Genomic DNA, 21,849 nt, shown 5'->3' with positions numbered 1-21,849 from the left:
GGAAATCCGACCATGAGCAGACGTCTGTTGATCGTTGAGGATGATGAAGACACGCGGGACTTCATCGCCAAGGGATTTGGCGAGGAAGGTTATGTCGTCGAATGCGCCGAGGACGGCCGCGAAGGTTTGTACCACGCGACCGACGGTGGATTTGACGCGGTCGTTCTGGACAGGATGCTGCCCGGGCTGGATGGTCTGGCCCTGATCAAGTCGATGCGCGCCGCCGGGGTCAAGACGCCGGTTCTGATGCTGACAGCCATGAGCGCCGTGGACGAGCGGGTGAAAGGGCTGCATGCGGGTGCCGACGACTATCTGGTCAAGCCCTTCTCATTTCAGGAACTTCATGCCCGGATCGAAGCCCTGTTGCGCCGACCTCAGGAATCCGAGGAAACCCCGACCCTCAAATGCCGCGACCTTGAAATGGATCTGCTGACCCGAAAGGTCACACGCAACGGTCGCGAGATCACCCTGACGCCCAGAGAGTTCCAGATTCTGGAATTCTTCCTTCGGCGGAAAAACCGGGTGGTGTCGAGGACGATGCTTCTCGAAGGTGTCTGGGACTACCATTTCGACCCGAACACAAACGTCGTCGACGTTCACATCTCCAAACTGCGTCGGCAATTGGATGAAGGTGGTGAACCACCACTGATCGAAACCGTGCGCGGGGCCGGTTACATGGTTTCTGATGGTTAAGTCACCCTTGTCGTTCAAGGACTCTAGGACACGGTTGGTGCTGGCCAGCATGGTGCTCAGCACATTGCTGACCGCGGCCGTATTGTTGCTGGTCTATATCACCGCCAACCGCACGATCGAAGGCGAAACCCGATCTGTCGTGTCCGCCGAACTGACCGGGCTGGCGGACGAGTACGAACGCCTGGGGCTAGTCGGCCTGATGGTGGCCATCGAACGCCGGCTTCCGACCGCGTCCGAGCGTGATGCGCTTTATCTGTTGGCTGACCGCTCGGGAAAAACCTTGGCCGGCAACCTCAAGCGATGGCCCGAAGGCATCGCCGCTGGCAGTGGGTGGGTGGATCTGGAACTGCGCAGAACCGAGACGGATCAGCTGGTCCCGATCTCCGCCGCATCGATCCTGCTGCCCGGCGGCGAAAGGCTGTTGGTTGGCCGCGACGCCCTCGCCCGTCAGCAGTTCGACCGGGTGCTGTTTCATTCGGTGGCGCTGGCCCTGGGCGCGGCCCTTGCGCTGAGCATTCTGACCGGTTGGCTTTTGACCCGTCTGGTGTTTTCGCGGCTGAAGGATATCGCCGACACCGCAGAAACCATCGTGTCCGGCGACCTGTCCCAACGAATGCCACAGCGTGGCACCGGCGACGAGTTCGACCAGATGGCAGGCACATTGAACAACATGCTGGACCGGATCGAAGAGTTGGTTAGCAACTTGCGCACCACGTCAAATTCGATCGCGCATGATCTGCGGTCACCTCTGTCCCGGTTGAAGCAGCGGGTGGTCGCCTTGGCCGAGCCAGGCAAAAGCGACCTGGATCGTGAGGTCGACATCGCCCGGGCAACGGCCGAAATCGATCACGTGTTGCGGGTTCTCGGACAGCTGACCGAGATCTCACGCGCCGAGGCGGGGTTGGGGCGGGAGCAGTTTGAACCTGTGGACCTTGAGCGCTTGGTCAACGATGCCGTGGAGTTGTACGAACCGGTCGCGGCCGACAAGGATGTGCGCCTCGAGGTCACGGGTCGGGCGGCTCCGATCATGGGGCACCGCCCTTTGCTGTCGCAGGCCCTGTCGAACCTTCTGGAAAACGCCATGCGCTATGCCCCTCAAGGAACTGCAATTTCCATCGAACTGCGCGAAGACGGCCCGTTTGCCCTGCTGAGTGTCCGCGACCGCGGCCCGGGCGTGCCGGCCGAGATGCTGTCGCAGCTTCAACTGCCCTTCGTCACGCTCGATCCCGCGCGATCGGACCGAAACTCAGGCCTCGGACTGGCTTTGGTGGCGGCCATCACCCGCATGCATGGCGGGGGCTTCAGTGCCCAGAATGCGGATCCCGGGCTGAAGGCAGTTCTGAAGCTGGCGCAAAAACCCTAGGTTAACGCCCCACCCCTTTTGTCGATCAAAGGGACGCGGGCAAGGAAGCATATCCGCGGAACCGCATACGCCCACCTCTGACACGTTCATCGGACAGTTGGAAATCTGGGAACCGTGTCACGAACCGCGACAGGGCGACCCGCCCTTCAAGGCGCGCAAGTGTAAGACCTGCGCAAACGTGCGGCCCACCGGCAAAGGCAAGGTGACGGTTCGGTTTGCGCGAAATGTCGAACAAACCCGGGTCTGGGAACACGGCCGGATCCCTGTTTGCAGCGCCGATACACAGATGAAGGTTGGTGCCCTTGGCTATCGGACACCCGTCAATCACGATGTCAGCCGTCGTTTCCCGGTTGCCGAACTGGTTGGGTGAACGGAACCGCAAAACCTCTTCGACCGCCGTATTGATCAGGCTTGGATCATCCATAAGCCGCTGACGCTGCTCCGGGTGGTCATGCAGCAAGGCCAACCCGTTTCCGATCAGGTTCGTCGTGGTCTCATGACCCGCATTCAGAATGAAGATGCAATTCTGAAGCAACTCGATTTCACTCAACTTTTCGTCGGCCCCTTCACCGCGGATCAACCGGGTCAGGACGTCGGTTTCGGGGTCGCCGGGCGTGGCCCTGCGCCGGGCCACCAGATCGGCCAGATACTCCTTGAAGTCCCGAACGGCCGCATGGCCGTCCTCGAGTTGCTTGGCGCTCAGTGCCGGTTCGAGCGCCCCAAGAATGGCCAGGGACCAGTCGCGCAGCGGTTCGCGCTCGTCCACCGGTACGTCCAGAAGGTTTCCGATGATCTGGATCGGGATGGTGGCGGCATAGTCTTCGATCAGATCCACTTGCCGCTTGTCTTCCAGGCGATCCAGCAAACGATCGACGGTCTGGATCAAACCGGGCTCCATCCGGGCGATGGCGCGCGGGGTCAGGGCCGAAGTCATGATTTTGCGAACCCGCGTGTGCAATGGCGGATCCGAGAACACCAGCGAGGTGGTGTGATGCTCGAACAATGGTGATCCCGGACCAAACTTTGGTCCGAACACGGCCTTTTTGTCGGACGAGTACAGGGTCGTGTCCCGATAGATCCGGTCCAGATCAGCGTGCCGCGACAATAGAACCGAGCCATCGGGCTGCGCCAGAACCGGCGCCGAAGACAGCAGCGCATCATAAAACGGGAAGGGATTGTCGATGAAGCCCTCGGGCGGGTTCATCAGGTCCAGATTGCTGATGTCGCTTGTCAATTCCTTCCCCCTCCTGCACGGACCCGTCGCTCAATGCCTAGCGCAACGGAATTCTTCGCACAACGTTCCGGCGGGCAGTGACAGCACGCCCTGGCAAAGCTAAGAAAGAAACATGCCCGAACCTGTGTCTTCCATCCGCAATCTTGGACCTGCTTTCGAGCAGGCCTGTGCCCGTGCGGGCATCCACTCGGCCGAAGAGCTACGCGAACTTGGTGCCGATGCGGCTTATGCCCGGCTGATACAGGCCGGAACCCGGCCTCATTTCATCGGCTATTACGTGTTGGTCATGGGCTTGCAGGGCCGCCCCTGGAACGATTGCAAGGGCGAAGAAAAGAAAGCCCTGCGCGCAAGGTTCGATGCTTTGAAATCGTCAACGAACCAGGCTCCGGCGTCCCGGATCGTCGCGGATCTGGATGCCATCGGTGTACGTGTCGGCCCTGACGATCTGAAATCCGTCTGACCAACAAAAAACCGCGCCCGAAATCGGACGCGGCAATCTCGACAGGTATCGTGGTGCGGCTTAGCCGACCAGTTCGATGCCCGAGAAGAAATATGCGATCTCAACCGCTGCGGTTTCCGGCGCGTCCGAGCCGTGAACCGAGTTCTCACCGACGGACTCGGCGAATTCGGCGCGGATGGTGCCCGGTGCCGCATCGGCGGGGTTGGTTGCACCCATGACTTCACGGTTCTTGGCAATGGCATTTTCGCCTTCCAGAACCTGAACGACAACCGGTGCCGACGACATGAACTCGCACAGTTCGTCATAGAACGGACGCTCGGCATGAACTTCGTAGAACTTGCCGGCTTGTTCCTTGGTCATGTGGATGCGCTTCTGCGCGACGATGCGCAGGCCGGCTTCCTCGAACTTGGCGTTGATCTTGCCGGTCAGGTTGCGGCGGGTTGCATCGGGCTTGATGATCGAAAAAGTGCGTTCCAGTGCCATATCGGGCCTCTCCTTGGTCTGACGGCGCGGGCTGGGCCGCGCGAAATTCATCGCGCGCCGCCTAACACGGTATTTCGCCCGTGAAAAGTGGAATGATGGCGCGATCGCGCCTTTGGGCGTCAGATTGCGTCGGGAAGCGGGTCCCGTGCATCCACCCAACGGACATACAGAACGGCCAAAAGGCCCAGAAAGCTGCTGCCTGCCATCATCGACAGCACCAGATACGGGCCGTTTTCGGGGCTGACCGCAGCTCCGGTGATCGAAGTGATGACCGCACCGAGCGCGACGATCAGAGCGCCCGACAGGCCCGCTGCGCTGCCGGCCAGTTGGGGTCGAACCGACATGACGCCCGCAGACGCGTTGGCGTTCGTCAAACCGTTTCCAAAACCAACAAAGATCGCTGATCCAAAAAACACCCAGACCGACCCCATCCCCCCTAAAAACAGCAACAGCCCGCAGAACGGCCCGACCGAGGCGATGATGCGCCCGGCCAGAATCATCGTCGTCAGCCGAGTACGCGCGGCGATCCGACCCGTTACGAAATTGCCGACCATGAAACCGCCGGTGATGATGCCGATCCCCAGGCCCAGTGTCGCGGGGCTCAGATCGAACCAGGCGGCGGCCACCAGGGGCGCTCCGGTGATGAAACTGTAGAACCCCCCGATCGAGAATGCCGCGCACAACGCGTAGCCCCAGAACCGCCGGGCACGGAACAGGTGCGGGTATTCGCGCATCTGCGCGGCAAAAGTGGCGGACCGGTTGTGGTTGGTCTCGCCCATATCCGCCCAGAGCAGCGTCAGCAGCGCCGCCCCTGCAACCGTGTAAAAGACGAACCCGGCCCGCCACCCGAACAGCATGTCCAAAGTGCCACCCAGCATCGGGCCCAGCATCGGCGCCAAAGCCATTGCCATGGCGACATATCCCAGCTTGCTTGCGGCCTCGTTGGGCGGAAACTGGTCGCGGATCGACGCGGCAGACAGCACCGAGCCCCCGACCACGGCGGCCTGCATCAGACGGAACCCCAGAAAGGTCCAGATCGACTCCGCCAGAACACAGCCAAGTGACGCCGCCACAAAGACCGCCATGCAGGTCAAAAGAACCGGCCTGCGCCCGAACCGGTCGGACATTGGCCCAAGGATCAGTTGCAGTACGGCGGACACGGCCAGATAGGCTGCGATCGACAGGTTCACCAGCGCATAATCCGCCCGAAAATCGACCGCCATGTTCGCAAGGGACGGAAGGAACATGTTCAACGACAGCACGGACAGACCGGTCGCAAGGACAAGGGTCACCAAAGAGGGTGGAGTTTGTGCGGCCCGCATCTCAACATCCGAATTTCGTTAATCTGCAAAAGCGCTAGCACAGCGCATGTGGTTTGCACATGGCTTGCGTCTGGCGGCGCCAGTATCGCTCTGCTAAGAGCGGCCCATGCTACGGATCGAGAACATCACCTATTCGGTCGAAGGCCGCCCTCTGTTCGAGGGCGCCAGCGCCACCATTCCCGAAGGCCACAAGGTGGGTCTGGTCGGCCGCAACGGTACCGGCAAGACCACTCTGTTCCGCCTGATCCGGGGCGAGTTGGCGTTGGAATCGGGCAGCATCACCCTGCCCCGCCGCGCGCGGATCGGCGGTGTGTCACAAGAGGTGCCCTCGTCCAACGTGTCGCTGATCGACACGGTCCTGGCCGCCGACACCGAGCGCAGCGCCCTGATGGCCGAAGCGCAGGAGGCCGCCGACCCCGACCGGATTGCCGAGATTCAGACCCGGCTGGCCGATATCGATGCCTGGTCGGCCGAGGCCCGCGCGGCCACGATCCTCAAGGGGTTGGGCTTTGACGATGCAGATCAGCAGCGGCCCTGCTCCGATTTCTCGGGCGGCTGGCGGATGCGGGTCGCTCTGGCGGCGGTTCTTTTCTCACAGCCCGACCTGCTGCTGCTGGACGAACCGACCAACTATCTGGACCTTGAAGGCGCGCTGTGGCTGGAAAGCTATCTGGCGAAATATCCGCATACGGTCATCGTCATCAGCCACGACCGGGGACTGCTCAACCGGGCGGTCGGCTCGATCCTGCATCTGGAAGACCGCCAGCTGACCTATTACGCGGTACCGTATGACAAGTTCGCCGAACGCCGCGCCGAACATCTGGCCCAGGCCGAGGCCGAAAACGCCAAGGCCAAGGCCCGCATCGCCCATTTGCAGAGCTTCGTTGACCGGTTCCGCTACAAGGCGTCCAAGGCCGTTCAGGCACAATCGCGGCTGAAGATGATCGAACGGATCCAGTTGATCTCGACCCCGCAGGAGGCTGCCTTGCGCGCCTTCTCGTTCCCCGAGCCCGAGGAACTGTCGCCCCCGATCATCCAGATCGAAGGCGGCGTCACCGGCTATGGCGACACCGAGGTGCTGAGCCGTCTGAACCTGCGCATCGATCAGGACGACCGCATCGCGCTGTTGGGGAAGAACGGTCAGGGAAAATCGACACTGTCCAAGCTGCTGTCGGACCGGTTGCCCCTGCTGGCCGGCAAGATGACCCGCAGCAGCAAGCTGCGCATCGGGTATTTCGCCCAGCATCAGGTGGATGAGTTGCATGTGGACGAAACCCCGCTGGATCACCTGCGGCGCCTGCGCCCGACCGAGACCCCGGCCCAACTGCGCGCGCGTCTGGCCGGGTTCGGGCTGGGCGCGGATCAGGCCGAAACCGAGGTGGGCCGGCTGTCGGGCGGCCAGAAAGCGCGCCTGTCGCTGCTGATCGCGACGATCGACGCGCCGCACATGCTGATCCTCGACGAGCCGACCAACCATCTGGACATCGAAAGCCGCGAGGCCCTGGTCGAGGCGCTGACTGCCTATTCCGGTGCTGTGGTTCTGGTCAGCCACGACATGCACCTGCTGGGGCTGGTGGCCGATCGGCTGTGGTTGGTCTCGGACGGCACGGTCAAACCCTTTGACGGCGACCTGGAAGCCTATCGCCAGATGCTGCTGGCGCGCGACAAACCACCGGTCCGGGAAAAACCGGCCGCCAAACCCAAACGCGCCTCTCGCGATACCATTCTCGCGCTACGGGCCGACCTGCGGAAATGCGAGGAACGGCTGGAGAAATTGACGGACATGCACGAAAAGCTCTCGGCCAAATTATCCGACCCGGCCTTGTACGAAGATGACCGGATCGCTGATCTGGAAACCTGGAACCGAAAATTCGCCGAGGTGGTCGAGGCCATGTCCCGCGCCGAGGCGCTGTGGGTCGCCGCCGCCGAGCGGCTGGAAAGCGCAGAGGCCGCCGCATGATCGAAATGGCATTCTTCATAACCGCGTTCACAACCCTGTTCGTTGTGATCGATCCCTTTGGCACCGCACCGATCTTCGTCGCGCTGACACAAGGAATGGACCCGGCCACCCGTCGCCGCGTCGCCTACCGCACGTGCCTGACCGCTTCGGGCATCCTTATCGCCTTCGCCGCTTTCGGAGAGGCGGTTCTCGGCTTTGTCGGCATCTCGATGGAGGCTTTCAAGGTCGCTGGCGGCGCATTGCTGTTTCTGACCGCGCTCGACATGCTGTTCGAGCGGCGCAACAAGCGGCGCGAGGACCGTGCGGAAGAGGAAGAGCACCCTGACCCCTCGGTCTTTCCGCTGGCCATTCCTCTGGTGGCCGGTCCCGGATCGATCGCAACGATCATCCTTCTGGCCGGTGAGCACCCCGGCATTCAGGGCATCGCTGCCGCTGTCGGCGTGATGCTTGCCGTGATGGCGGTTGTATTGCTGTTCTTCCTGTCCAGCGGCCTGATCGCGCGCATTCTGGGCAAGACCGGCCTGACCGTGCTGACCCGCCTTCTGGGCATGTTGCTGGCCGCGCTGTCGGTTCAGTTCATTCTCGATGGGCTCAAGGCCTTTGGGTTCGCGTCCTGAAGCCCCATATTGACTTTATGAAAGAAGGTTTCGGGTGCCCGCATGGATGGTAACGATTTTGGACGTTTGGCCTATCTGGTTCTGCTGGGAGCCGCACTGCTGATGTGGTTCTTCACTCACAATCGGCAGTCGTTGGGCAAGACCTTGCAGATGGCCATGGCCTGGGTCTTCATCTTCATCGGGATCATTGCCGTTGTCGGCCTTTGGGGTGATATCCGCTCGACCGTTGGCGTATCTCCGCAGATGTCCGTGACCGGAGATGTGATCGAAGTACCCCGCTCGTTCGACGGGCACTACTACTTGCCGATGCTGGTGAATGGCAAACCGGTGACATTCCTGGTGGATACCGGGGCCAGCCAGATCGTGCTGAGCCCGCAGGACGCGGAGCGCGTCGGATTCGATACCGGTCAGCTGACCTTTCACGGGCGTGCCTCGACCGCAAATGGGGTGGTCCAGACTGCGCCTGTGCGCCTCGACAGCCTGGCGTTGGGGCCCATCACGGACCGAAATGTTGCGGCATGGATCAACGGAGGAGATCTGGACCAGTCCCTGCTGGGCATGGATTACCTGCACCGTTTTTCCAACATCCAGTTTTCTGACGGCCGGATGATCCTGTCGCGCTGAATGGCGGCTTTCGGGATTGAGAACAAAATGCGAACATGCTAGCATTCGGCCATGTCCACGCATCTTCTTGGCCGCAAACCGGCGCGCGCGGCGCCGGGGCTGACCCTGCATGATGAGATTTCGCTGCAACTGGCCCGCGTGCACGAGGCCTGCGGCCCCGCGCGGCGCAGCTTTGCCATGTGGCTGGCCGGTCAGGCGCAGGGGCCGGTTCTGTGGATCTCGCCCGCGTGGGAGGCCGATCAGCTGAACCCCGACGGCATGATGCCTTTTGCCGATCCCGCCCGGTTCCTGTTCGTCCGCCCCACCCGGGCCGAGGACCTGCTGTGGTGCATCGAAGAGGCGCTGCGCAGCGGGGCGGTGCCGCTGGTGGTCGGCGATCTGCCGGGGGCACCGGGCCTGACGCCGGTGCGCCGGATGCATCTGGCCGCCGAACAGGGAGGCACGATGGGTCAGGCCCCGCTGGGGCTGCTGCTGACCCCCGGCGACGGCGGCGCGCAGGGCATCGAGACACGCTGGCACATGGCCCCGGCGCACACGGGCCAGACTCGCCGCTGGACCCTGACCCGCCGCCGCGCCCGCGCCCTGCCCCCGGTCAGCTGGCACGCCACCCAGACCGCGCCGCGCGCCGGGCTGCACCTGCAACGGATCGGCGCCGAGGAAACCTGCGCCTGACCGACCGGGCATGGATCACGCAAGTTGTGACTGGTCAAACCGCATCCCGCCCCCTAGCGTGCCGGAATGACCCACCCGATCCACGACAGCCGCTATTCCTGGCTTCGCCTTCTGGTCACGCTGGCCATCGCGGCGGTGGCCAATGTGGGCATGTGGGCGGTGATCGTGGTGATGCCCGCGATCGAGACCCAGTTCGGCGCCAGCCGGGCCGAAGCCTCGATGCCCTACACGCTGGCCATGATCGGCTTTGCGCTTGGCAACATGTGGCTGGGTCAGGTGGTGGACCGGCTGGGCGTAACCAAGGCGCTGATCGGTGCCGCAGGCCTCAGCGCGCTCAGCTATCTGCTGGCGACATGGGCGCCGACGATCACGATGCTGTCGGTGGCGCATCTGCTGCTGGGCCTGGGCACCGCCGTCGGGTTCGGCCCGCTGATCGCCGACATCTCGCACTGGTTCCTGCGCCGACGCGGGATCGCCGTGGCGCTGGTGGCCAGCGGAAACTATCTGTCCGGCGCGATCTGGCCCACGCTCCTGTCTGGTATCCTTGCCCGCGACGGGTGGCAGCAGGTCTATCTGACATTGGCGGTCATCACCCTGATCGTGGTTATCCCGCTGTCGCTGCTGCTGCGCCGGCAGGTCCCAGCCGAGGCGCATGGCACCGCCGCAGCCGCCGCGCAGATCAACGCGCGCAGCGTCGGCCTGTCGCCGCGGACCCTGCAATATGTGCTGGGCCTCGCCGGAATCGGCTGCTGCGTCGCCATGTCGATGCCGCAGGTCCACATCGTCTCCTACTGCGTAGGGTTGGGCTATGGCCCGGCGGTCGGGGCCGAGATGCTGTCGCTCATGCTGATGGGCGGTGTCGTCAGCCGGATCATCTCGGGGCTGGTCGCAGACAAGCTGGGCGGCGTTCACACGTTGCTGATCGGGTCGATCCTGCAATGCATCGCCCTGTTCCTGTTCCTGCCTTATGACGGAATGGTGTCGCTCTATGTCATCAGCCTGTTGTTCGGACTGGCGCAGGGCGGCATCGTGCCCAGCTATGCGCTGGTCGTCCGAGAATACATGCCCCCGCAAGAAGCCGGCGCGCGCGTCGGTTTCGTCATGATGATGACGATCATGGGCATGGCGCTGGGTGGTTGGATGTCCGGCTGGATCTATGACGTGACCGGGCAGTATGAACTGGCCTTCGTGAACGGCATCCTGTGGAACGGGCTGAACATCGCCATTATTGCAACACTGTTGATGCGCTCGCGGCCGCGCCAGGGGCGGGTTCCGGCATGAGCCGCCTGACCCGCCGAACTCTGGTACTGGCGGGGCTGGCATCGCTGCCCTTGGTGCGGCACGCCGTGGCCGCCCCGGTTCCGTATATACTTGAAACACAAGGTACATTGATCGAATTCACATTCGGTCTGGCTGGCTCGGCCCAGACCGGCACCATGCCGATCCAGACCGCTGACGTTCTGGTGGACACGAAAAACCTGCGCAACAGCATGGTCGACGTCGTCCTGAATGTCGCCGAGGCACGCACGAAACTGCCGTTTGCACGCGGCCCGATGCTAAGCCGATCCGTGTTGGACGCCGCGCAGTTTCCATCAATCCACTTCGTCTCGACGGCCGTCAGCCTTGGCCCTGGCGGACGCATTTCCGACGGGGCAACCGTCACCGGCGATTTGACGGTGCGCGACGTGACCCGCCCGATCACTCTTGATGCCGCGCTCTATCGCCCGCCGGGTTCCGCAAAGGACGATCTGAACCGGCTGTTCATCCATTTGACCGGCGCGTTGAACCGGAACGATTTCGGCGCCACCGGCTATGCGGACCTGGTCGACGAAACTGTGGGATTGAACATACGAACCGAAATTCGCAGAAAACCCTGAAACTGGCGGAAAACGACACCACAAAGTCGAATAGCCGCGCGCATCGTCATACGCCATTCGGACATCTACTGGACCCATGCGTACCATCATCTCATTCGCCGCCCTTTTTCTTTCGGTCATTCTATTGCAGCTTTCCACGGGCGGCGTGGGTCCGCTGGACGCTATATCCGGCCTGACGCTGGGGTTTTCAACTGAACAGATCGGCCTTTTGGGCTCGGCTCACTTCTTGGGTTTTTTTGCGGGATGCTGGTGGGCGCCAAGGCTGATGGGATCCATCGGGCACTCGCGCGCCTTTGCGGTCTGCACGGCTCTGGGCGCGATGGGTCTGATTGGCCACACGCTGACCGAAAACCCCTATGCCTGGGCCGCGCTGCGCATTGCCTCGGGCACCTGCGTGGCGGGTTGTTATACCGTCATCGAGGCCTGGCTGAACGCCAAAGTCACCAACGAAACCCGCGGCCGCGCCATGGGCACATATCGGTTGGCCGATATGGGAGCCTCTCTCAGCGCGCAGTTGATCATCGCCGTTCTGCCGCCTGCCTCATATGTCTCTTACAACCTGCTGGCCATCCTGTGCTGTGCCTCGTTGCTGCCGCTGACCCTGACGCGCGCCAGCCAGCCCGAAACTCCGGACGCACCGCGTTTGCGGCCCAAGCTGGCCTGGCATTGCTCGCCCTTGGCGGTGGCTGGAGTGATCGTCTCGGCCATCAGCTCTGCTTCGTTCCGGATGGTTGGTCCCGTCTACGGACAAGAGGTTGGGCTGGGCGTCGATCAGATCGCATTCTTTCTGGCCGCCTTTGTACTGGGCGGCGCGCTGGCGCAGTATCCGGTCGGGTGGCTGGCCGACAAGTACGACCGGCGCTGGGTGCTGATCTGGATGTCGATTGCCGCCGTTGTCAGTTGCAGTATCACCATGGCCGCCAGCGGCACGGGCACCGTCGGCGTCATGCTGGCTGCCGGGTTGTTCGGAATAACGACCTTTCCGATCTTCTCGATCTCATCCGCGCATGCCAACGACTTCGCTACCACCGAGCAGCGGGTGGAACTTTCGGCGGCGCTGATGTTCTGGTATGCGCTGGGGGCTATCGCCTCGCCCTATGTTTCCTCGACGCTGATCGAGCAATTCGGCCCCGGCGCGCTGTTTGCCTTCGTGGCATTGGGCCACGCGGTTCTGATCGTGTTTGGACTGGCGCGGATGCGCTCGCGCCCGACGCCCGAGGAACGTACGAACTACGTCTACGCGCCGCGCACGTCCTTCACCATCGGCCGCCTGCTGAAACGCTCGCGCGAAGGGCGATAGCATTCTGGGGCTGGGATTTCCCGATCCGGTTTGATAGAGCGCGCGCAGACAGTTAGGCGGAAACCAAACATGGCTCGGATTCTCATTACCTCGGCAATTCCCTACATCAACGGGATCAAGCACCTTGGCAACCTGATCGGCTCGCAGCTGCCGGCAGATCTTTTCGCGCGCTACCAGCGCGGCCGCGGCAACGAGGTCATGTTCCTGTGCGCCACCGACGAACACGGTACCCCAGCCGAGCTGGCCGCGGCCAAGGCCGGCAAACCGGTGGCCGAATACTGCGCCGAGATGCACGAGGTGCAGGCCGACATCGCCAAGCGCTTTGGCCTCAGCTTCGATCACTTCGGCCGGTCGTCCAGCCCGCAGAACCACAAGCTGACCCAGCATTTCGCCGGCAAGCTGGCCGAGGCCGGGCTGATCCGCGAAGTGACCGAAAAGCAGGTCTATTCCAACGCCGACGGCCGTTTCCTACCCGACCGCTACATCGAAGGCACCTGCCCCAACTGCGGCTACGAAAAGGCGCGCGGCGACCAGTGCGAAAACTGCACCAAGCAGCTGGATCCGACCGACCTGATCGACCCGCGCAGCGCGATTTCCGGCTCGACCGACCTTGAGGTGCGCGAGACCAAGCACCTGTATCTGCGCCAGTCGGCGATGAAGGATCAGCTGGACGCCTGGATCGACAGCAAGACTGACTGGCCGGTGCTGACCACCTCGATCGCCAAGAAATGGCTGCATGACGGCGACGGCCTGCAGGACCGCGGCATCACCCGTGACCTGGACTGGGGCATCCCGGTCAAGAAGGGCGACGAGGACTGGCCCGGCATGGAGGGCAAGGTCTTCTACGTCTGGTTCGACGCGCCGGTCGAATACATCGCCTGCGCCAAGGAATGGGCCGACGCCCACGGCAAGCCGGATGCGGAATGGGAACGCTGGTGGCGCACCGACAAGGGCGCCGACGACGTGCGTTATGTGCAGTTCATGGGCAAGGACAACGTGCCGTTCCACACCCTGTCCTTCCCGGCCACCATCCTCGGCTCGGGTGAGCCGTGGAAGCTGGTCGATCACCTGAAGTCGTTCAACTATCTGAACTATGACGGCGGACAGTTCTCGACCAGCCAGGGCCGCGGCGTCTTCATGGACCAGGCGCTGGACATCCTGCCCGCCGACTACTGGCGCTGGTGGCTGCTGAGCCATGCGCCCGAAAGCAGCGACAGCGAATTCACCTGGGAGAACTTCCAGCAATCGGTCAACAAGGACCTGGCGGACGTGTTGGGCAATTTCGTCAGCCGGATCACCAAGTTCTGCCGCTCGAAATTCGGTGAAGAGGTTCCGTCCGGTGGCGAATACGGTGAACGCGAACAGGCGCTGATCGAGGAACTGACCAAGCGCATTCGCGCCTACGAGGCGCACATGGAGGCGATGGAGGTCCGCAAATCGGCGCAGGAACTGCGTGCGATCTGGGTTGCGGGCAACGAATACCTGCAGGCCGCTGCGCCTTGGTCCACCTTCAAAGAAGACCCGGAACAGGCCGCCGCGCAGGTGCGGCTGGGCCTGAACCTGATCCGGCTTTATGCAGTACTCAGCGCGCCGTTCATCCCTGAAACTTCGGCCAGAATGCTGAGCGCGATGAACACGCTCGATACCAGCTGGCCCGAGGACGTGGAGGCCGCGCTGAGCGCCCTGCCCGCCGGACACGCGTTCACGGTGCCGGACGTTCTGTTCGCCAAGATCACCGACGAACAGCGCGAAGATTGGCAAACACGCTTTGCCGGAGTGCGGAGCTGAGTACAGCAAGGGGGCCGGCGGCCCCCTTTTTTTCAGCCAACTGACCCGACCGATCCGATGAAATCGTCGGACGAAATTGGTTCGACGGCCGAGACATCCCCGGACAGGGTTCGAGCGTTTAAAATTCAAATACTTGAGAATTTTCAACAATGCCTCCATCCTGACTTGGAGTTTAGTCGACTCGGGCTTCAGGAACGGTCCGGCTCGACCCAAATCCCGGTTTGAATGAGGCACTCGCAATGACCGTTGAAAAGACGCTTACCCACACGACCAGCAATCGAACGCTCTCGCGTCTCGGCCTTTGCGCGACACTGCTGGCATGCCTTGCGTTTACACCGGTCGCATTTGCCCAGGATCAGTCGGATGCACCGCCGCCCAAGGTTTCGATTGCGGCCGCATACACACAGGAAATCACCGAGGAGGCTGTTTTTATCGGGCGGGCCGAAGCCACGGACAACGTGGACATCATCGCACGAGTCAGCGGCTTCCTGGAAAGCCGGAATGTCGAAGAAGGCTCGTTGGTCAACGAGGGTGATCTGCTGTTTACCATTGAGCCCGACCTGTACCAGGCCACGCTGGACGCCCGAAAAGCGGATCTTGATCGGGCCGAAGCCAATCTGGAACTGGCCAAGGTCGACCTGGCCCGCAAGGAAGAACTGTACAGGCGCGACGCAACGCCGGAATCCGAGCGCGACATTGCCCGCGCGAACGAGTTGGTCGCCGAAGCCGAAGTCAAAGCGGCCAACGCAGCCATTCAACAGGCGCAGCTTGATCTGGACTACACGCAGATCCACGCACCGTTTTCCGGCCGGATCGGTCGGATCAGCACCAGCGTCGGCGACGTGGTCGGCCCCAACACGGAACCGCTGGTCAACCTGATCAGCGAAGCGCCGATCTACGTGAATTTCTCGTTGAATGAAAAGCAGTTCACCTCCGTTCTTCAGACCGTTGGTGAGACCGCCTCCACCCTTGCTGAAAGCAACAAGAGCCCGGTTGTCCGGCTTACGCTGCCCAATGGTACTGAGCTGGAGGAAACCGGCAAGATCGTGTTCGTGGACAACCGGATCGACCCGTTGACCGGCGCGATCACCCTGCGCGCCGAGTTTGCAAACGACAAACGTCTGATCGTGGATGGCGCCTTTCTGAACGTTCACATCGAAGCGCTTGAACCCACGCTTGAAGTGCTGATCCCTCAAGCTGCCCTGCAGCGAGATCAACGCGGAGAGTTTGTGCTGGTCGTCAACGACAAGCAGATGGTCGAACAGCGCTACATCACGACCGGCGACACGGTCGGTTCTGCCGTGATCGTCAAGGAAGGTCTGCGCGAGGGCGAAAGCGTCATCGTGGAAGGGCTGCAAAGGGTGCGCCCGGGTGTTGCCGTTGACGCTGTTGTCGCCTCTGAACAGCCGGGAGAATAACTGATGTTTTCCGCCCTGTTCATCAGCCGGCCCAAGCTGGCACTTGTGATCTCGCTTGTGCTGACAATCATGGGGGCGATCGGCTACATGGTCCTGCCGGTTGCCCAATTCCCGGACATTACCCCACCGGTGGTCAGCGTCACGACGACGTACACTGGCGCTAACGCCGAAACCGTTGAAAACACGGTTGCCGCGCCGATCGAAGCGCAGGTCAACGGCGTGGATGACATGATCTACATGACGTCCACATCCTCGGACAACGGCTCGTATTCGCTGAACATCACGTTCGAGGTGGGCACCGACCCCGACATCGCATCGGTCAATGTGCAGAACCGTGTGGCGCAGGCCATGTCCTCGCTGCCGACCGAAGTCACCTCGTCGGGGGTGGTGACGCAGAAAGCGTCGACCAACATGCTGTTGCTGGTCACCCTGACCTCGCCCAACGGCACCTATGACAGCGTGTTCCTGTCGAACTACGCGTCGATCAACCTCAAGGATGCGCTGGCACGGGTGCAGGGCGTGGGCAAGGCCGACGTTCTGACCAACCTGGAATACGCGATGCGGATCTGGATGGATCCCGACAAGATGGCCGCCCTTTCCATCACGCCGGGTGACGTGATCTCGGCCATTCGCGAACAGAACATCGAGGTTTCCGCTGGCTCGATCGGCGCCCCGCCGGTGCCTGAAGGCCAGACCTTTCAGTACACGATCAAGACCAAAGGCCGCCTGACATCGGCCAAGGAGTTTGGCGATATCGTCATTCGGACCGGCGACGCCGGCTCGATCGTGCGGGTCCGTGACATTGCGCGCGTCGAACTGGGGGCGGAATATTATGCCGCATCAGGCTATTTTCAGGCCGTTCCGGCGACGGTAATCGGCATCTACCAGGCGCCGGGCGCCAACGCGCTGGCCGTGTCCGACCGCGTCGAAGCCGAACTGGAGCGTCTTTCACGGTCGTTCCCGACCGATGTGGAATATGCGGTTCCCTTCAACACTACGGACTTCGTCGAACAGTCGCTGAACGACGTGGTGTCGACGCTGATCCTGACCTTCATTCTGGTGATCTCGGTCGTGTTCATCTTCTTGGGCAGTTGGCGGGCGACCATCATTCCGGCCGTGGCGATTCCGGTCTCATTGATCGGGACATTTGCGTTCCTCCTGCTGTTCGGGATGTCGCTGAACACAATCTCGCTTTTTGCACTCGTGCTGGCCATCGGGATCGTGGTCGACGACGCGATTGTGGTCGTCGAGAACGTGGAACGGATCATCGCCGAGGAAGGCCTGCCGCCGGCCGAAGCGACCCGCAAGGCCATGGGGCAGATTACTGGCCCCGTCATTGCGACAACTCTGGTTCTGCTGGCCGTCTTCGTCCCCGTGACCTTCATGCCCGGTATCTCGGGGCGGCTGTATTCACAGTTCGCGGTTACGATCTCGACCGCCGTCGTCATCTCGTCCATCAATGCGCTGACCTTGTCGCCAGCGCTGTGCGGTTTGGTCCTTCAGGCGCGTTCAGGCCCGCCCAAGGGTCTGCTGGCGGTGTTCGAGAAATTCATCGGGACGATGCGCGCAGGTTATGTGTCCATCGTGCGCAAGCTGCTGATCGTCCCCGTGGTCTCGCTCGGGATCATCGCGGGCTTTGCCTTTGGCGGCGTGACTATCATGTCGAACACCTCCAGCGGGTTCCTGCCGCTTGAAGACAACGGCTATCTTTTTGTGGACATCCAATTGCCCGACGCGGCCACACTGGAGAGAACCGAGGCGGTATCCAAACGTGTCGACGACCAGATCCGCGAGATTCCGGGCGTGGCGAATACCGTTCTGATCAACGGATTCTCACTGCTGAACGGAACCATCACCAACGGCGCGGCTGTGTTCGTCAACCTCGACAACTGGGACGAACGGCAAGACGAGGATCTGACGGCGGACGCCATCCTGCAGAAGGTACTGGCCATCGCCAACGGCGAATCCGCCGCCTCGATCGTCGCATTCAACCCGCCGCCGATCCAAGGTCTTGGCATGTCGGCGGGCGTCGAAATGGAGGTTCAGCAAACCGGAGGCGGCTCGCCGCAGGATCTGGCCTCGGCCGTGGGATCCTTTGTCTACGCGGCCAACCAGCGGCCTGAAATCGGCCAAGCCTACACGACTTTCCGGGCCAACGTCCCGCAGCTGTTCGTGGATCTGGATCGGGAAAAGGCAAAAACTCTGAACGTATCGGTCGCCGAAATCTTCCAGACCATGCAGGCTCAGCTTGGCTCGTACTATGTGAACGACTTCAATCTGTTCGGCCGCGTCTATCGCGTGATGATCCAAGCCGAAGGGTCGTATCGTGACAATGTCGAGGACATCTCAAACCTGTACGTCCGCTCGAACACCGGTGAGATGGTCCCGCTGGGAACGCTCATCGACGTCGAAAACGTGCTTGGCCCGGTTCTGTTGAAACGCCACAACCTGTTCCGTTCCGCGACGGTGACGGCGGTTCCGGCAGAAGGTCTGTCGACCGGTGACGCAATCACCGTGATGACAGAAGAGTCGGCGACCGCCCTGCCCCCGGGATATGCCTTTGAATGGACCGGAACCGCCCAGCAACAGCTGGCATCCAGCGGGCTGGTCGTGGTGATCCTGGGGCTGGCTATTTTGTTCGGGTATTTGTTCCTGGTCGGGCAATACGAAAGTTGGACGATGCCAGTCTCGATCCTGCTATCGGTGATCGTGGCCCTGTTCGGCGCGGTTGCGGCGGTGGCGATCGTGGGCAGTGACATCAACCTGTACACGCAGATCGGGATGATCATGCTGGTGGGGCTTGCGTCAAAGAACGGCATCCTGATCGTGGAATTCGCGATGGAGCAGAGGGCCAAGGGTCTGTCTGTCAAGGACGCCGCCGCCGAGGCTGCGCATCAGCGTTTCCGGGCCGTCATGATGACCGCGCTGTCCTTCCTGCTGGGCGTTGTGCCTCTGCTGGCAGCCAGCGGTGCTGGTGCAGCCAGCCAGAAGGCGATTGGTGTGGCCGTATTTGGCGGGATGCTCGCCGCGACCCTGTTCGGGGTGATCCTGGTGCCGGTCCTCTATGCGGTGATGCAGAGCATGCGAGAGTGGATCAAGGGCACGAACAAGGATCCCGACCCGTCCGAAAAGGCGGCCTGACCTAGAAAAAAGAAACGCCCCGCGAAATCCGCGGGGCGTTTTTGTTTGGTGGGTCTTTAAGTGGTTTTCAGTTGTTGCTGACGACGCTTCTGCATCCAGGCCTCGATCTGCTCAACCTGCTCGGGTTTCAGGCGCAGTCCCAGTTTGTTTCGACGCCAGATCACATCCTGCGCTGTACGGGCATATTCCCTGTCCACCAGCCATTCGAGCTCACGCTCGGTCAGGGTCGCGCCAAAATCGACGCCCAGATCATCGGCTTGGACCGCGTTCCCGAGGATGATGCGTGCTTCGGTGCCGTACGCATGTACCAGACGGTGCGCCCATTTGTCGGTGAGGAATCCGTAGTCGGCCTTCAACCCGGCAACCAGTGACTCCACCCCGTCGACCGGGAAATCCCCGCCCGGCAGAGCAACTCCCGCAGTCCAAGGGCCAGAGAGGTCTGGGAAGTGCTCGGCCACCTTCTCCATCGCGCTTTCGGCAAGGCGGCGATAGGTTGTGATCTTGCCACCAAACACGTTGAGGACCGGCGCGCCGCCATCGGCGTCCACTTTCAATGTGTAGTCCCGCGTCGCTGCCGTGGCGCTTTGGGCGCCATCATCATACAGCGGGCGCACGCCGGAGTAGGTCCAGACAATGTCGTCACGCGACACCGGCTTCTTGAAGTATTTGGACGCGAAGGCGCACAGATAATCCTGCTCGGCCTCGGTGCAGACGGGCGGCTCGGACGGATCGGGGTGGTCCTGATCAGTGGTCCCGATCAGTGTAAAGTCCTGCTCATAGGGAATGGCGAAGATGATGCGCCCGTCCTCACCTTGGAAGAAGTAACATTTGTCATGGTCGTAGAGACGCGGCGTCACGATATGGCTGCCGCGCACCAGCCGCACGCCCTCGCGTGAGTTCGAACGGATCTTGGTCCGAATGATGTCTCCAACCCACGGCCCGCCCGCATTGATCAGCATCCGCGCGCGCAGTTCACGGGTTTCACCGCTTTCGCAATCCTGCACGGTGATCTGCCAAACATCTTCGCTGCGTTCGGCCGACAGAACCTTGGTGCCCACCAAGATCCGCGCGCCGCGTGCCTCTGCATCGCGTGCGTTCAAGATCACCAGCCTTGAATCCTCGACCCAGCAATCGGAATACTCATACGCGGTTTCGAACTTGTCCTGCAGCGGCGCACCCTCGGGCGCCGTGCGCAGGTTCAATGAACTTGTTCCCGGCAGGATCTTCCGGCCGCCTAGGTTGTCATACATGAACAGCCCCAAACGGATCAGCCAGGCAGGCCGCCGCCCCTTCATCCACGGCATGACCGTCCCCAACAAGCGCGACGTGGGCGTTTCAGAGTCAAACCGCATGTCCGGGTGATACGGCAGAATGAACCGCATCGGCCAACTGATATGCGGCATGGCACGCAAAAGCGTTTCACGTTCGATCAGGGCCTCGCGGACCAGACGGAACTCGAAATACTCCAGATAGCGCAGCCCTCCGTGAAACAGCTTGGTCGAGGCTGACGAGGTGGCCGAGGCCAGATCGTTCATCTCGGCAAGCGTGACGCTCAACCCGCGCCCGGCCGCGTCGCGCGCGATGCCGCAGCCATTGATGCCGCCACCGATGATGAAAAGATCGGTGATCTGGGTGTCCGACTGTTCCATGTTTGATGATTCCATTTGCAAAAGGGTCGCGCGCATTAACGCGACCGACACTCGTTTAGTCAATTTCTATTTTCGTTTTTGTTCGCTTTGTCGCATCTCGTGCAACTTGATCGTCGTTCACTTCTTTCTCCTTCGGCACCCAGTCAAGAAAACATCAGGCTTGCGCTCGATGCCCAAAAAGAACAAAAACGAACAGAGCCACACCCGCGGAGCCGAATATGTCCCTGTCCTTTCGCCAATCCGACATCCTGAGCCTTGCCAAGCAAAACGGACGTGTCGCGGTCGAGGATCTGGCCGAGCGGTTCAATGTCACTGTCCAGACCATTCGTCGGGACCTGTCGGAACTTTCCGATGCCGGGATGCTGGACCGCGTTCACGGGGGCGCGGTTCTGAGGTCGGGCGTTTCGAATATCGGTTACGAAGACCGCCGCGGACTGAACGACGAAGCCAAGACACGCATTGCCAAACGGTGTGCCGCCGACATACCGGACGGAGCATCGGTGTTCATGAATATCGGCACCTCGACCGAGGCCGTGGCACGGCAACTTGTGACCCACAAGAACCTGATGGTCGTGACCAACAATATGAACGTGGCCAACATTCTGGTCGAAAACCCTGAATGCGAGATCGTGGTCGCTGGTGGTGTTCTGCGCCGATCAGATGGGGGCCTGATCGGTAATCTGACAGTCTCGACCATTCGTCAGTTCAAGTTTGACTACGCGGTCATAGGGTGTTCTGCGTTGGATAGCGAAGGCGATCTGCTGGATTTCGATTTTCAGGAAGTGAACGTCAGCCAGACAATCATCGCGCAGGCGCGGCATACCAGCCTTGTTGCCGATCACTCGAAATTCCAGCGGTCGGCCCCGGCCCGCATCACGTCATTGTCCGAAATCGACACGTTCTATACAGACGCACCCGTCACATCCGAACTGGCTGCGTGCTGCCGCGAATGGCAGACCCAATTGGTGGTGTGCCGCTAGGGTTCGCTCGCACTTAAGGCGAACGGACGATCCCAAAACTTGCCAGATGGCAGCGGGCCTGACAGTATCACCACCATTGCAATCGTTGCACGGGAGGGGAGGACCGAGCCATGATCGCGCTTTTATTTGCGTTACTTACAGCCGTTATGGCGCTGAATTACTTTGGACGGACAAAGGCCGGGAACGTGGTTTTCTTTCTCACGCTGGCGTTGAGCGTCTATTGGCTCAAGTTTCATGCCACCAGCCAACTGACAATTCAGTTGTAGAA

Annotated in this window: 19 protein-coding genes; 15 read left to right on the top strand and 4 right to left on the bottom strand. The window is 61.6% G+C overall.

Annotation, left to right across the window (positions count from 1 at the left end; translation table 11 throughout):
* Positions 1–12 precede the first annotated feature (12 nt).
* Both GOW72_RS11715 and GOW72_RS11710 read left to right on the top strand, forming a co-directional pair.
* Positions 13–693, top strand: coding sequence for a response regulator transcription factor (locus GOW72_RS11715; RefSeq protein WP_093961855.1), 681 nt, complete (start codon positions 13–15; stop codon positions 691–693).
* 37 nt (positions 694–730) lie between these two features.
* Positions 731–2,056, top strand: coding sequence for a sensor histidine kinase (locus tag GOW72_RS11710; RefSeq protein ID WP_342355376.1), 1,326 nt, complete (start codon positions 731–733; stop codon positions 2,054–2,056).
* 25 nt (positions 2,057–2,081) lie between these two features.
* Here GOW72_RS11710 and GOW72_RS11705 read toward each other — a convergent pair whose 3' ends face one another.
* Entirely contained in the window at positions 2,082–3,260 is a 1,179-nt protein-coding gene (locus GOW72_RS11705; RefSeq protein WP_170367201.1) for a cytochrome P450, read from the bottom strand.
* 142 nt (positions 3,261–3,402) lie between these two features.
* Between GOW72_RS11705 and GOW72_RS11700 the strand changes: the two genes are divergently transcribed.
* Positions 3,403–3,750 carry a TfoX/Sxy family protein gene (locus GOW72_RS11700; RefSeq protein WP_170339541.1) on the top strand — a complete coding sequence of 116 codons (348 nt, stop codon included), beginning with the start codon at positions 3,403–3,405 and terminating at the stop codon, positions 3,748–3,750.
* A 60-nt stretch (positions 3,751–3,810) separates the two neighbouring features.
* Here GOW72_RS11700 and ndk read toward each other — a convergent pair whose 3' ends face one another.
* Both ndk and GOW72_RS11690 read right to left on the bottom strand, forming a co-directional pair.
* Positions 3,811–4,233 (bottom strand): nucleoside-diphosphate kinase, encoded by a 423-nt coding sequence (gene ndk, locus GOW72_RS11695; RefSeq protein WP_027237357.1) that lies wholly within the window; start codon positions 4,231–4,233, stop codon positions 3,811–3,813.
* Between the two features lie 119 nt (positions 4,234–4,352).
* The gene (locus GOW72_RS11690; protein ID WP_170366970.1) at positions 4,353–5,555 is read right to left on the bottom strand and encodes a multidrug effflux MFS transporter; all 1,203 of its coding nucleotides are present in this window, start codon (positions 5,553–5,555) and stop codon (positions 4,353–4,355) included.
* Between the two features lie 106 nt (positions 5,556–5,661).
* Here GOW72_RS11690 and GOW72_RS11685 point away from each other — a divergent pair, with 106 nt between their 5' ends.
* The 10 genes from GOW72_RS11685 (at position 5,662) to GOW72_RS11640 (ending at position 18,952) form a co-directional block, all read left to right on the top strand.
* Complete coding sequence (locus tag GOW72_RS11685) at positions 5,662–7,515, top strand: ABC-F family ATP-binding cassette domain-containing protein (RefSeq protein WP_170366969.1); 1,854 nt, start codon at positions 5,662–5,664, stop codon at positions 7,513–7,515.
* Positions 7,512–8,132: a MarC family protein gene (locus GOW72_RS11680; RefSeq protein ID WP_093961850.1), complete on the top strand. Its 621-nt coding sequence runs from the start codon at positions 7,512–7,514 to the stop codon at positions 8,130–8,132. Before GOW72_RS11685 ends, GOW72_RS11680 begins: the two co-directional genes overlap by 4 nt.
* 42 nt (positions 8,133–8,174) lie before the next feature.
* Complete coding sequence (locus GOW72_RS11675; protein WP_170338984.1) at positions 8,175–8,756, top strand: retropepsin-like aspartic protease family protein; 582 nt, start codon at positions 8,175–8,177, stop codon at positions 8,754–8,756.
* Positions 8,757–8,807: 51 nt separating this feature from the next.
* A complete protein-coding gene (locus GOW72_RS11670; RefSeq protein WP_170366968.1) occupies positions 8,808–9,428 on the top strand; it encodes an ImuA family protein in 621 nt (206 codons plus the stop codon).
* A gap of 66 nt (positions 9,429–9,494) precedes the next feature.
* Positions 9,495–10,709 (top strand): MFS transporter, encoded by a 1,215-nt coding sequence (locus GOW72_RS11665; protein WP_170339548.1) that lies wholly within the window; start codon positions 9,495–9,497, stop codon positions 10,707–10,709.
* Positions 10,706–11,305: a YceI family protein gene (locus GOW72_RS11660; protein WP_170363634.1), complete on the top strand. Its 600-nt coding sequence runs from the start codon at positions 10,706–10,708 to the stop codon at positions 11,303–11,305. The genes GOW72_RS11665 and GOW72_RS11660 overlap by 4 nt, the downstream gene beginning before the upstream one ends.
* A gap of 76 nt (positions 11,306–11,381) precedes the next feature.
* Positions 11,382–12,605, top strand: coding sequence for an MFS transporter (locus tag GOW72_RS11655; protein ID WP_170363635.1), 1,224 nt, complete (start codon positions 11,382–11,384; stop codon positions 12,603–12,605).
* Positions 12,606–12,674: 69 nt separating this feature from the next.
* Positions 12,675–14,393, top strand: a complete 1,719-nt coding sequence (gene metG, locus GOW72_RS11650) for a methionine--tRNA ligase (RefSeq protein WP_170366967.1) — start codon at positions 12,675–12,677, stop codon at positions 14,391–14,393.
* Positions 14,394–14,632: 239 nt separating this feature from the next.
* A complete protein-coding gene (locus tag GOW72_RS11645; protein WP_170339557.1) occupies positions 14,633–15,811 on the top strand; it encodes an efflux RND transporter periplasmic adaptor subunit in 1,179 nt (392 codons plus the stop codon).
* 3 nt (positions 15,812–15,814) lie between these two features.
* Positions 15,815–18,952, top strand: coding sequence for an efflux RND transporter permease subunit (locus GOW72_RS11640; RefSeq protein WP_170366966.1), 3,138 nt, complete (start codon positions 15,815–15,817; stop codon positions 18,950–18,952).
* Positions 18,953–19,008: 56 nt separating this feature from the next.
* Here the strand turns inward: GOW72_RS11640 and glpD are convergent, their stop codons facing one another.
* Positions 19,009–20,601, bottom strand: coding sequence for a glycerol-3-phosphate dehydrogenase (gene glpD / locus GOW72_RS11635; RefSeq protein WP_170366965.1), 1,593 nt, complete (start codon positions 20,599–20,601; stop codon positions 19,009–19,011).
* Positions 20,602–20,819: 218 nt separating this feature from the next.
* On the opposite strand from glpD, the gene GOW72_RS11630 reads away from it, so the two are divergent.
* Both GOW72_RS11630 and GOW72_RS18950 read left to right on the top strand, forming a co-directional pair.
* Complete coding sequence (locus GOW72_RS11630) at positions 20,820–21,581, top strand: DeoR/GlpR family DNA-binding transcription regulator (RefSeq protein WP_170366964.1); 762 nt, start codon at positions 20,820–20,822, stop codon at positions 21,579–21,581.
* A gap of 110 nt (positions 21,582–21,691) precedes the next feature.
* On the top strand, positions 21,692–21,847 hold the full coding sequence (locus GOW72_RS18950) for a DUF5993 family protein (RefSeq protein ID WP_170339565.1): 156 nt from the start codon (positions 21,692–21,694) through the stop codon (positions 21,845–21,847).
* Positions 21,848–21,849 lie beyond the last annotated feature (2 nt).

The sequence above is a fragment of the Ruegeria arenilitoris genome, from assembly GCF_013032855.1.
Lineage (GTDB): Bacteria > Pseudomonadota > Alphaproteobacteria > Rhodobacterales > Rhodobacteraceae > Ruegeria > Ruegeria arenilitoris.
Note: the sequence above shows the minus strand (reverse complement) of the source record. Positions and strands in the feature narration are given on the sequence as shown.